Annotated in this window: 11 protein-coding genes; 6 read left to right on the top strand and 5 right to left on the bottom strand. The window is 35.8% G+C overall.

Translation table 11 applies throughout. The features are described from left to right. Positions 1-27: 27 nt before the first annotated feature. A complete protein-coding gene (locus tag IC221_RS20560; protein WP_188170759.1) occupies positions 28-984 on the bottom strand; it encodes an alpha/beta fold hydrolase in 957 nt (318 codons plus the stop codon). Between the two features lie 189 nt (positions 985-1,173). Between IC221_RS20560 and IC221_RS20555 the strand changes: the two genes are divergently transcribed. Together IC221_RS20555 and feoB are read left to right on the top strand one after the other, a co-directional pair. Next, positions 1,174-1,404, top strand: a complete 231-nt coding sequence (locus IC221_RS20555; RefSeq protein ID WP_188170758.1) for a FeoA family protein — start codon at positions 1,174-1,176, stop codon at positions 1,402-1,404. Positions 1,405-1,407: 3 nt separating this feature from the next. After that, positions 1,408-3,531 carry a ferrous iron transport protein B gene (gene feoB / locus IC221_RS20550; RefSeq protein ID WP_188170757.1) on the top strand — a complete coding sequence of 708 codons (2,124 nt, stop codon included), beginning with the start codon at positions 1,408-1,410 and terminating at the stop codon, positions 3,529-3,531. Positions 3,532-3,616: 85 nt separating this feature from the next. Here feoB and IC221_RS20545 read toward each other — a convergent pair whose 3' ends face one another. Beyond that, positions 3,617-4,048, bottom strand: coding sequence for a DM13 domain-containing protein (locus IC221_RS20545; protein ID WP_188170756.1), 432 nt, complete (start codon positions 4,046-4,048; stop codon positions 3,617-3,619). Between the two features lie 123 nt (positions 4,049-4,171). On the opposite strand from IC221_RS20545, the gene IC221_RS20540 reads away from it, so the two are divergent. From IC221_RS20540 to IC221_RS20525, 4 genes are all read left to right on the top strand, one after another. Beyond that, positions 4,172-4,960 carry a PhzF family phenazine biosynthesis protein gene (locus tag IC221_RS20540; protein WP_188170755.1) on the top strand — a complete coding sequence of 263 codons (789 nt, stop codon included), beginning with the start codon at positions 4,172-4,174 and terminating at the stop codon, positions 4,958-4,960. Between the two features lie 331 nt (positions 4,961-5,291). Further along, complete coding sequence (locus tag IC221_RS20535) at positions 5,292-8,333, top strand: TonB-dependent receptor (RefSeq protein ID WP_188170754.1); 3,042 nt, start codon at positions 5,292-5,294, stop codon at positions 8,331-8,333. A gap of 31 nt (positions 8,334-8,364) precedes the next feature. After that, positions 8,365-9,981 carry a RagB/SusD family nutrient uptake outer membrane protein gene (locus tag IC221_RS20530; RefSeq protein ID WP_188170753.1) on the top strand — a complete coding sequence of 539 codons (1,617 nt, stop codon included), beginning with the start codon at positions 8,365-8,367 and terminating at the stop codon, positions 9,979-9,981. Between the two features lie 240 nt (positions 9,982-10,221). Then, positions 10,222-11,319, top strand: coding sequence for a helix-turn-helix domain-containing protein (locus IC221_RS20525; RefSeq protein ID WP_188170752.1), 1,098 nt, complete (start codon positions 10,222-10,224; stop codon positions 11,317-11,319). Positions 11,320-11,401: 82 nt separating this feature from the next. Here the strand turns inward: IC221_RS20525 and IC221_RS20520 are convergent, their stop codons facing one another. From IC221_RS20520 to IC221_RS20510, 3 genes are all read right to left on the bottom strand, one after another. Continuing rightward, complete coding sequence (locus tag IC221_RS20520) at positions 11,402-11,974, bottom strand: NAD(P)H-dependent oxidoreductase (RefSeq protein WP_188170751.1); 573 nt, start codon at positions 11,972-11,974, stop codon at positions 11,402-11,404. Positions 11,975-12,046: 72 nt separating this feature from the next. Continuing rightward, the gene (locus IC221_RS20515; RefSeq protein WP_188170750.1) at positions 12,047-12,619 is read right to left on the bottom strand and encodes a Crp/Fnr family transcriptional regulator; all 573 of its coding nucleotides are present in this window, start codon (positions 12,617-12,619) and stop codon (positions 12,047-12,049) included. 6 nt (positions 12,620-12,625) lie between these two features. Further along, positions 12,626-12,988: a DUF2200 domain-containing protein gene (locus tag IC221_RS20510; RefSeq protein ID WP_188170749.1), complete on the bottom strand. Its 363-nt coding sequence runs from the start codon at positions 12,986-12,988 to the stop codon at positions 12,626-12,628. Positions 12,989-13,011: the final 23 nt, after the last annotated feature.

The following is a 13,011-nucleotide window of genomic DNA, read 5'->3' as shown; positions in this document are numbered from 1 at the left end:
GATTTAAAGTTTTTCTTATTCAGAATTTCAAAGGTATTCGGGTAACCTATGCCCACTTTTTGTTAGTGACCCCTTATTTTTTAACCATTCCAAAATAATTGGAAAATGATCTGTCACTGCCTCTTTAGCGGTACAAATATTAATATGATCATAGTCTAAGGTATACCCCTTCTCTTTTGACAATAAAATAAACTTATCCTCAGGGTTATTGACTTCCTTCATTAATCGTCTCACATCTTTCTCATGTCCCAAGTAATACTCTTTTTTACCGGTCATGTATAATGTAGGGGGAATGTTTTTCGCTTTCTTGAAAGCTGTCAAATAATCAAACTGATCACTAGGGTCAATCCATTCGTCAGTCGCATAAACCCACTTCTTACAGTCTTCATACACCCCTTTGGATTCATTCTCCTGACCAATTCCCATTTTCTTTACTGGAAAATAGCCATAGAACTTTGTCAACATTTGTGCAACAACACTCCACACAAAATCTACCTCAAACCTTTTCTTAAAAGAATCTACTACAATACTCCTTTTAGAGGCTAGTAAACACATTGATGCAATATTTAATTGTTGATGTCTTGCAATATGTGCCAACATCCAAACACCACCCCAAGAGTGAGCTACTACATGAATAGGCACATCCCAACGATGATGACTTCTTATTTCATGCAACAAGGCGGGAATCTCTTCTTCAATGGCGTGTATTTGCTTATTTTTACTATGTTTTGATACAGCAGGTGTACTTTTACCTCTTCCTCTAAAATCGGGCACAAAAACATCAAATCCTTTCTCAGCAAGAAAGGGTGCCAATCCTTTATCCTTCAGAGAATAAAAAATACGTCCACTTTCCATACTTCCATGGATCATTAATATGGCTTCTTTTGCTGTGGTTTGGGTATATCTTTTAACAAAGAGCTGATCGTCCTTTACAGGGACAAATAGATTTTCTGAGATGAATTGATAGTCTGCGGTGGAATGCATGTTGTTTATTTGTGTATATGTTGTTCTTCAATTTATACAAAAATTGATAAAAAATTAAATTTGAAATCTTTAATTGTAATGTTTATATCACTTCTGTTTTAAATATTACTTTGTAATCGTACCTTTGCCTATCAATAATGAGTCTAAATAAAACTCCGTATAAGGTACATGGGTATTATAAACAATTTAGTGAGTATAGATCGCCTTCCGTTAGGTAAGATTGGCATCATTTCAGAATTTAAAGATAAGGTCATTGGCAGCAGGCTTATTGAATTAGGGCTCTACCCTGGTAAACCTGTTTCAGTAATTAGAAAAGCCCCATTTAAGGGAGCGGTGTATTTAAAATCTGACAATCAATCTTTCGCCATTGGGCATCAAGAAGCTAAAACTGTTTTTTTAACGACTACCTCGGAGAAATAATATATGAACACAGATAAACTTCAAATTGCACTATTAGGAAATCCTAATGTGGGCAAGTCATCCGTTTTCAATCAACTAACCGGTCTTCGACAAAAAGTAGGTAACTTCCCTGGAGTCACAGTAGATAAAAAAATTGGTGCAACAACTTTACAGAAAGGTCAAAATGCCACTGTAATTGATTTCCCTGGTACTTATAGTCTCTATCCTACGTCTTCAGATGAGAAGGTAGTATTGAATACTTTTGCAAATCCAGGCTCTAAAGATTATCCCGATGTTATCATTTACATTGCAGATGTAACGAATCTAGAAAGACATCTTCTATTATTAACTCAGGTACAAGAATTAAATATTCCTATCGTTCTTGGTCTAAATATGAGTGACATCGCAGAACGAAAAGGGCAGATTACAGATATACAGAAACTCTCTAAAAAATTAAACCTTCCTGTTATTTCAATCAACGGTAGAACTGGTGAAGGTATTGATTTATTAAAGAAAGCCGTTCTTGAAGTAAGCAAAACTCCTCTTGCTACAATTGATGCTTATTCTTTTCAAAAAAATGATTCAGAAAAGCATGTCATTCAAGAAATTTTAAATAGTGAAAACATTGATAATCCTTATCAAGCTTCACTTTGGGCACATCATGTTGATGATCTTTCCTTCTTAAAGTCAGATACGAAGGAAAATATCAACAAGATCAGAGCAAATCATGATTATAATGATATGCGATTCCAAATTGATGAAACTTTGCTTCGTTATAACTTCATCAGCCCGTTAGTACAAGATATTGTCAAAGAAAATCATCAGCTTGAATCTTCATCAGCAACAGATAAGATCGATAAAATTGTAACACATAAATTTTTCGGCCCTGTTATTTTCTTTGCACTACTCCTACTTGTTTTTCAATCTATTTTCTCCTGGGCTTCTGCTCCTATGGATTGGATCGATGGTGGTATTGCCAATTTGGGAGAATACTTTAAAGACATTTTACCTGAAGGATGGGCTACTGACTTACTCCTAGACGGTGTTTTAGCTGGCTTAGGAGGTGTTTTAGTCTTTGTACCACAAATTACAATTCTATTCTTTTTAATTTCATTGATGGAAGAATCAGGGTACATGTCAAGAGCTGTTTACCTTTTTGATCGTTTAATGATGAAATTTGGAATGAGTGGTCGATCTATCATTTCCTTAATCTCAGGAGGTGCATGTGCGATCCCTGCCGTCATGGCTACGAGAGCTATTAGCAACTGGAAAGAAAGAATGATCACAATTATGGTGACCCCTCTGATTTCTTGTTCTGCCAGAATTCCTGTCTATGCTATTTTAGTGGCGTTTGCTGTACCGAATGAAACCGTTTGGGGAATCTTCAGTCTTCAGGGGCTTGCCTTTATGGGATTATATTTATTAGGAATTGTCGCTACTTTATTAGCCGGAATTGTCTTCAAACTTATTTTAAAGTCTGATGCACCTTCATTTTTAGCAATGGAATTACCAAGTTACAAAGTTCCACACTGGAAAAACGTTGCATTAACAGTAAGTGAAAAAGTGAATACTTTTGTAACTGAAGCCGGTAAAGTTATTATTGTTATTTCGATTATTTTATGGGCTTTAGCAACTTACGGGCCAGGTAATTCAATTGAAGATGCGGCTGCCAAAGCTGAGATGGAGTTACAAGACATGAACTTAGACGAAGTAGCTTCTGCTGATTATATTGCAGCCAAACAATTGGAAGCTTCTTATGTAGGTATATTAGGTAAAGCAATTGAGCCTGTTTTTAGACCTTTAGGATTTGACTGGAAAATCAGTATTGCCTTGGTCACTTCTTTTGCTGCAAGAGAAGTATTTGTTGGTACTATGGCTACAATTTACAGCGTAGGATCAGCCGAAGATGATATTGCACCATTGAGACAACGATTAACCAATGCGGTCAACCCTGTTACGGGTGAAAAGGAATTTACCACCGCAACGGCTTACTCACTAATGATATTTTATGTTTTTGCAATGCAATGTATGGCGACATTAGCAGTAGTAAAAAGAGAAACAAAAGGTTGGAAATGGCCTGTTATTCAATTTGTCTACATGAGTGCATTAGCCTATTTCGGGGCATTAATTGCTTACAATATATTCTAATTAAAATAAGTAGTAAGTCATAGGACTGTTACCTAAGATATAAATAAAGCGTGATGAAATTAGTTTTTCTTCACGCTTTATTTTTTTATTTCACCTCAGCATAACCAAATAATACGCTATACTGCTTACACCACACTAAAACGTATTTGTTTTTAGTATAATCCACCCCGGCTGGGATATTATAAGATTGCTCCCCTGTAGTACTTTGCATTAAACCTAAGTCTATAAAACCATTTCCATTAAGCTCTTGTGCTAAGTAAATGTATAAATCAGGGCCTGAATCGGATTTAAAATCACTGTGCATTTTCAGAACGTTATCTTCAATTGTCACACCTCCAGAAGTTGGATGAGCACTTCCTTTAAAGGTGCCCATTAGTGTCCCTACATCCATAGGAGTTGAAGTCGTATCTACATTGGTATCCAAAGTCGTAAGATCCAATGGTGTTGGCTCATCCTTTGAGCAAGAAAAAATCATTAAACATCCTAGAATAATAGAAATAAGAGTTACTTTTTTCATAGTGTGTAATAATTTAAGTTGTTAATTTGCTATAAATAAAATTCAAACTTGAATAAATTGTTTTCATTTTTGATCAAAGTACATTGTAATCAATCTTTAATTGGTCGTAATCACTCCTAAAACATGACACTAACAATCTATCAAATTGATGCTTTTTGTGAAAAAATTTTCAAAGGCAACCCTGCAGCTGTTGTTCCATTAGAAAAATGGATTGATGATGAACTAATGCAAAACATTGCAATGGAAAATAATTTAGCGGAGACGGTATTTTTTGTGAAGGAAAATGATAAGTATGCTATCCGATGGTTTACTCCTGAAGCTGAAATTAGACTTTGTGGGCACGCTACTCTAGCTTCAGCACATTACCTTTTTGAACACGATAATTACGAAGGAGACGTTATACATTTCCACTCTCACTTAAGTGGTCCATTGGCCGTAACGAAAAATAATAAAGGATTAGAATTAAATTTTCCATCACAGAAACCTTCATTAAGTCAAAAACCCGACTTTTTAGAAAAAGCACTCGGATGTAAGGTTAATCAATGTGCAATTGAAGGCATGTTTTTAGTGGCTGAAATTGAATCAGAAGAATTATTAAAAAAACTCACACCTGATTTCAACCTCATCAATAAAGAGAGCCCTGATTTAGGAATTATAGTAACTGCTAAAGGTAAAGAGGTTGATTTTGTTTCTCGCTTCTTCCATCCTGGAATTGGTATAAATGAAGATCCAGTAACGGGATCTGCACATACCGTTTTGATTCCTTATTGGGCAGAGAAACTACAAAAAGAGGAGATGATTGCTCATCAAGTTTCCAAAAGAGGCGGTGTACTTCATTGTGTCTTAAAAGAGGATAGAGTATTGATTTCGGGTACTGCAGTCACCTACTTAAAGGGGGAAATATACCTTTAATCTTTCAAAAAAGAATAGAAAATTTAACTACAGGTTCATCGTATTGAGTCTGTAGTTTTTTATTTCATTACAATACAAACTTCAAAGCCCTTCAGTATATAAAATAAAGCTGATGAGGGAGAAATTAAAGGAGGAATTTCTGTCAAAATGCTAAAAACTAAAGACTTAAAAAGGTTATCACTCCATTTTTTGTGAAATTATTGAAATTTAAAATGGACAAAACTACCTCCTTTATGAACAAAGTCTAACACCTACACGATTGGTGTACAATCTACATTTGCACTACTCAATGAATTATTTACTCATCATTTAATTTTTTAATAGTGCAAGTATGAAGAATAAATTACTTATCCTCTTTTTCTTATTATTTAGCTTTCTGCAAGCTATTGCCCAAGAGAAAATCATTTCCGGGAGTATTGTAGATAAAAATACAAAGGAGAAGCTCCCTGGGGTGAATGTCTCCATAAAGGGAACGACCTTGGGAACAATGACCGATTTTGAAGGACAATTCAAACTTACCATTCCTTCTCAATCTACGACCTTAGTTATCTCGTTCATCGGTTACAATACTACTAACCTTGAAATTGGTACGCAAACACACTTCAATATCAAATTAGAAGAAGACATCGAACAACTTGACGAAGTAGTAGTAGTAGGTTATGGTGTAGCGAAAAAAAGTGACATTACTGGTGCTGTTGCTTCCGTCGATACTGATGAACTGACAGTAGTTGCTACTGAAAATGTCGAAAAGGCACTTCAAGGTAGAGTGGCTGGTGTGCAAATTACTTCTCCGTCTGATCCGGGTGCTCAAACTAAAGTGAGAATTAGAGGAATTGGCACCATCAATAACTCAGACCCACTTTACGTTGTTGACGGTTTCCCTATGAATGACATTTCGCACCTTGCTCCAACAGATATTGCGTCTATGGAAGTATTAAAAGATGCCTCTGCAACGGCAATCTATGGATCAAGGGGAGCAAATGGTGTCATCTTAATCACAAGTAAAAAAGGATCTGCACAAAGTAAACCTGTTTTTACATTCAATGCTCAAGCAGGTGTAACAAACCCGACCAATACGATTGAAATGACCAATGCTTCTCAATACGCTCAGTTGAGGTTAGAAGGTGGTGGTTTTGTTGAAGGATCTGATGAATATGTGTATTTAAAAGATATCTATGATAGAGGTGTTGAAGGAACCGATTGGCAAAATGAAATTCTCAAAAATGGTTCTTTCCAAAACTACAACTTTGGTTTTATGGGTGGATCTGAAAGTAATCAGTATAATTTTTCCACTTCCTATGTGAAAAATGATGGTATTATTGACCACAATGATCTTGAGCGATTTTTTGTAAAATTGAATAATACAAGCAAGCTTTCTAAACGAATTAATTTAAGTCAGAACATTGCTTACACTAGAACTAACCGTTCTTTACTCAACAAAAGTTTTGACAACGGCTCTCCTTTCGTCGTAGCTTTATGGGCTGACCCTATTTCTCCTGTTTATGATGATGAGGGTAATTATGCTAGAACAGAATGGTCCAATAAAAACAACCCCAGACGTATTGTTGATGAAGAAGAATATAAAAGAGCCATTCTCAATCGATTTGTCGGATCATTAAAACTAGATGCAAATATCACGAAAGACCTTGTCTTCACATCCAACTTTGGTGTAGATTACCAAATTGCATCTCAGAAAAAATATGCTCCTGAATTCTATATTGATCCAGATGAAAACAGACCTGTTTCAGAGCTAGATGAAGATAGAAACCAAAGAACGAACTGGGTATGGTCTAATTACTTTAATTACACCAAAAAAATCAATAAACATCAATTTGGTGCCATGGTAGGTGGTGAAATGCAATATTGGGAGTATAATAATGTAACCGCTACTGGTTTTGACATTCCTCACAATGAAAACCTAAGGTATCTTTCTGCCGCTAAAGGATCTTACTACAACGCTTCTTCCAATCAAAATATCAGTACCATTGCGTCTGGTTTTACAAGAATCAATTACAATTTTGATTCAAAATATATGCTGACCGCCACATTAAGAGCCGATGGTTCTTCTAGGTTTGCTGAAGGAAACCGATGGGGTATCTTTCCTTCCTTTTCAGCAGGCTGGAATATCAAAGAAGAAAACTTCTTGAAAGCTGTAGACAAAATAACTGCTTTGAAATTAAGAGCAGGTTGGGGACAAGTAGGGAATCAATCTTCAGCAGGCGAAAATGATTATTTAGCCGCAATGACAAACAATCAACGCTACGTCATTGATGGGGAAGTTATGGAAGGTAGAATCCCAACAGGAATGAGTAATAAGGACCTTAAATGGGAAACATCAGAAATGACAAATATTGGTCTTGATGTTGACTTATTTGATGATGCCGTGACTGTTTCTGCGGAATTTTTCATCAAAAATACAGTGGATATGATTGTCCCAATGCCTGTACCTGTTTATGTGGGAGCCTCTCCTCCTGCTGCAAATGTTGGTTCGATGCAAAATAAAGGTTTTGAATTTACGGCCAGTTATAGAAATATCAATCATGATTTTAAGTGGAATATAGGCTTAAACATGACTACTATTAATAACACTGTGGTTGAATTGGGTGGTTTAGGTTTCATTGATGCTGGTAATATTGGTGGATTGGGAAGAATCACAAGAACAGAAGTAGGTCATGCAATGGCCTATTATTATGGCTATCAAACTGCAGGAATTTTTAGAACGCAAGATGAAATTGACAATCACGTAGGGCCAAACGGCGATTTACTTCAACCTAATGCAAACCTTGGAGATATTAAGTTCCTTGATTTGAATAATGATGGGGAACTCAATGATGACGACAGAACAAACCTTGGAAATTATATTCCAACTTTTACGGGATCTATCAATTTAGGAGCTGAATACAAGGGTTTTGATTTAAATATCTTCTTCACTGGTGCCTATGGAGCAAGTATTGTCAATGCTCAGAAGTTTTATATCGCTTCTTCGAAAATTATCATGAATCAAACCAAAGACTATTACAATAACAGGTTCCACCCCGAAAATAATCCCAATGGCACAATGCATAGACTAACACCGGATGACCCTAACAACAACATGCGCTTTTCTGATCAATATATCGAAGATGGGAGCTATATCCGTCTTCAAAATATTCAATTGGGATATACTTTCAACAATAATCTTAATAATAAATTGGGGATTAAAAAGTTCCGAATTTATGCCTCAGTAGACAATGCATTTACTATTACAGGGTATAAAGGATATGACCCTGCCAATATTGGCGACTTGAAAGGCGACCCACTGGGACAAGGTGTTGATATGGGTACCTACCCTACTTCAAGAATTTTCTCTTCTGGAGTTAATATGACATTCTAAAACTTTGAAAAAATTAAGATTGAACAGAAAAATGAAATCAATAAAATATATCGTTCTCCTAGTGAGCTCAATTTTGGTGGCGAGTTGCTCATTTTTAAATAGAGAACCCCTTGGTAAAGCTGTAGACTCTCCTTCATATTACAATGATTCTGAAAATGCGAGAATGGCTATCAACGCTTGTTACAATGCTTTGGTTGTTGAAAAACCTGGTAAAACGGGAGTCTTTCAAGAATGGAACTACGGTGAAGTCATGACCGATAATGCTTGGAAAGGCGATAAGTTTTTCTCTGATGGATTAGACATGCAAGACCTGAAAGAATGGAATGCCATTAATACCAGTGCGGTTTCATTTAATCCCTACGATGCAATGTTCCAAACTATACATCGTACTAATACTGCATTAAATGGTATTGCCCAATCAGATGCTTATGAAGGTGTAGAAAAAGATAGATTATTAGGGGAAGGGTATTTTATTCGTGGCTATGCTTACTTCTATTTATTACGATTATTTGGTGGCGTCCCTTTATTTACCGAACCTGTAAAGGTAGATCAAATTGGAAATGTTCAGAGGGCAACATTGGAAGAAATGACTGCACAAATTAAGTCTGATTTTGAAAATGCTGCGTCACTTTTAGGGGCCAAATCCGAAATGCAAATGGGATTGGCGACCTCTGGTGCGGCAAATGCTTACTTGGCAAGGTTGATTATGTACGATATTGGCATTTACAAAACAGGCATTGGCCAGTGGTCTGATGTGCAAACTTATACGAATAAAGTGATCAACTCTGGAGAGTATTGGTTAGCAGATAACTTGGCTACCATCTGGGAAGCAGAAGGAGAAAATGGCCCAGGTTCTATTTTTGAACTGCAACATGAAACTTCAAATACAGGACCAACAAGAAACAATACGGGTACTAATAGCCCAAGAGCCGTAAACCCAAGAGGAAACAGCACTAACAAAGGATGGGGATGGGGACAACTTTGTCCTTCACAAGATTTAGTTGATGCCTTTGAAGCAGGTGATCCACGACTAGAATGGACAGTTGGCAAAGAAAATGATCATGCTTATGGGAAACCACAAGGACTACCTAATTTTGAAGCTCAATCGGGTTATTACATCAGAAAACTGATTATGGACCCAGCCATTAGGGGGAATAATAATACGGACCATCCTCAGAATCAAAGAAAGATGCGCTATGCTGATATTTTATTAATGCATGCTGAGGCGGCCTATCATACTGGTGACATGACAACGGCACAATCCAAATTGAATGAGGTAAGACAAAGAGCTAGAAAAATGACTTATCCAATGGGATGGACCAAAGAAAATCCAAACGGGTATGAACCGAGAGAAAATACCGATGTTCTTCCTGACATCACCGCTACGGGAGATGAATTGTTACAGGCAATTTTACACGAAAGAAGAGTTGAATTGGCAGGTGAATGCACAAGAATGTGGGATTTGGTTCGTACCAACCAGTATGCGGATGCTCTGAGTAAAGCCAACATAGGATATCGCCCTACGATTGATCCTCAAACTGTTTCTTCTAGAATGTTATCTCATAGCGTCAACGGAAACATTCCAGTTTTACCGATCCCTGCCGGTGAAGTTATTTCGTACAAACTAGAACAAAATCCAGGTTATTAAGAATCCTCAGGTATTTAAAACCTTTTATCGCATCGTTTATCTACTGATAAGCGGTGCTTTTTTATTGGCTCTATTTTGTAGCTGTAAATTTATTTTTTGAACCTCTGAAGTCACTTCTTCAAAATTAGGTTTTATAGTTTTTGAATTAATAGACACACTCAATTTCTTTGAGAGACTATCACTTTCAAATGTGATTATTACTTGTCCTAATCTATTTTTTTTGAAGGAAATGAATTGTATATGAAAACCAACAACTATCCTACTGTTCATCAAAAACTCAAAATATACTTCTCCGTTTTTTTAAATTTTATAACCTACAATGTTTACTGTATTGATTATGATTTACCAAAAAGTGAGCTATCCAATAGTGAAGTGTATTCATTTTTAGAAGACCACAAAGGCAATATGTGGGTGGGTAATATTGAAGGGCTTCATCAATTTGATGGCTCCAATCTATCAATCATCAATTCCCAAAACCAGCTACCAGACAATACAATAAGAAATATGGTAGAAGATGATTTCCAACGCTTGTGGTTAGGAACTGATAAAGGTTTATTTCTATTTCACCCCAATAAAAACAATTTCAGCCCTTTTCTATTGAGTGATAAGAAATGTTATAAGAAAATTAATACACTCCAACTGTCTAATGGTATTTTATGGGCCGGAACTCCTGACGGTGTTTACCTGATTGAAATAAAGAAAAAGCAACCTCAGCACTACCATTACTATCCTCTAAAAGATGTACATGAAATTTCATTACATAAAGATGATCGTCAAAAAGTATGGGTAGCAAGCAACGATGGTTTATGCTCTTTACTTTTCGATGGTACAATCAAAAAAACAAAACTGAAAGATAATAAGCCATTTCAATTTACTCTATTAGTTCCTGTTCTTCTTACAATGCTATTGATAGGGATTGTTGTCTTTAATAAAAATCAAAAAGGAACGCAGAGGAATGCTAAAAAGATTCAAGTAAACACAAATTTTTCAACGTTTCAGAAAAACCCTTCTCCTACTTCTATTAGTGATCAGCAATTTTTGGATAAAATGTATCAAATCATCCTTACAGAAATTGACAACCCCAACTTCTCAGTAGAACAATTAGAGAAAAAGATGGGTATGAGTCATGCTAACTTTTATCGAAAGGTAAAGCTTTTAACAGGTAAAACGGCTAAAAATGTGATGCAAGATTTCAGAATGAAGGAAGCAAGCAGGTTATTAAGGACTAAAAAATATAGGGTCTCGGAAGTAGCTTACATGACGGGTTTTAATGATCCTAAGTATTTTACCAAATGCTTTAAAAAACAATATGGTGAGTTACCAAGTCAGTTTGCATAAGGATTTTCAAAAAAGTCACTTTTTATACTCCTATTGAAAGTATAAAAAGTGACCTTCTTTCTTTCAAAAACAATATGGTCAATTAAAATATCTTATGAATCTTCTTCAGAAATGCAGTTCTCTTGTCATTGCTACCCGATGTTGTATAAGAAGAGTTGATCCATTGTACATCTTTAATTCCAACTCCTTTGAGTGTCGCTTTGATAAATGCTTTTTTGATGACGTTTCCTCCAAATACAACCAAATACCATGATGGTGATTCTGAAGTTGTAATGACTCTGGCTTTCTTAATATGGGTCAGAAGCCCTTTCAAACCTGTTTTGGTTTCTATATAAGAGAAATCCTTCAAAAACACCTTGTCAATAAACCCTTTCAGCATTGCCGGTAAATCGTACCACCAAATTGGGAAAATGAAAACTAATTCATCTGTATTTTTCAATATTTCTTGGTATTCCTTCACTTGTGGATCGGTTGTTTCCCCTTTAGAATACAACGCTAAATCCTCTTCTCTCAGAACAGGATCAAAATTATCTTTATGCAAATCAATAATTTGATATTCTTTACCTTGTTCTTCTAACTTCTTGACTGCTGTATCTAATATGGCTTTATTGAAGCTTCCATGCCATGGATGTGCAAAAACGAATGTTGTTTTCATAATTTGTATTTTTTTGATTGATCTACAAATACAAAGGTATTTCACCCAACAATTGTTTTATAGGACATATGTCTAAAAAATATTTTTCCGAATTCTACTTAAGTGCCGTTGGGTAATCCCAAGATAAGAGGATAAGTACTTTAATGGAATGTGTTTGATATAATCCGGATAGTTTTTAACCAAATCTTCATATCTTTTTTCGGCAGACTCCATATTCATCATAAAAATATATTCCTCTAACTTGATATACGCCCCTTCAGTCAATCGGGTATAAAAGTCTTGCCACCTGCTATCTTTTTGGATAAATACCTCAAAATCTCTCCTGTAGAAAATCAATAACTCCACATCAGTGATAGCATGAATGCTTTCTCTTGTCGGTTGCCCAGAGACATAGCTGGAAAAAGCATTGACAAAATGATGCGGGAAAGTCAGACAATACGTCACCTCCTCTTCTTTACTGGATAAATAATAGTTTCGGACGATTCCTTTTGTGACAAACCCCACTTTTTGACATACTTCTCCCTGTTCTATAAAATGTTCATTTTTCTTAAGAGAGATCGGTTTGAACTTTTGGGTAAATTCCTCTATTTCTTTTTCAGAGAAAGACGTGATTGATGAGATAAAGCTTTTTAGAATTTCAGACATTTACTATTAAGATCTTAATATCTTTTCCATTTTCTTTCCCTTGGACAATTCATCCACCAATTTATCAAGGTACCTTACTTGCCTTGTCAAAGGTGTTTCAATTTCTTCAACTCGAACACCACAAATGACGCCTTTAATCAGGGCTGCATTCGGGTGAAGATTGGCATCTTGAAAGAAAGTTGAAAAAGTAGACTTTTCATCAATATGACTTTGCAAAGCAGCGGAATCGTAACCTGTCAACCATTCTATTACTTGATGTAATTCTTCTACAGTCCTCCCTTTCTTTTCCACCTTAGTTACATAGTGAGGGTAAATTGAAGCAAAAGTCATTGCCGCAATTCTTTGATCTTGAACCGCTTGATCTGCCATATTTTCTGAACTAACTGATTAAA

The sequence above is a fragment of the Flammeovirga sp. EKP202 genome (genome assembly GCF_014534745.1).
Classification (GTDB): Bacteria; Bacteroidota; Bacteroidia; order Cytophagales; family Flammeovirgaceae; genus Flammeovirga.
The sequence above is the reverse complement of the archived record's forward strand: the minus strand, read 5'-3'. Positions and strand labels throughout refer to the sequence as shown.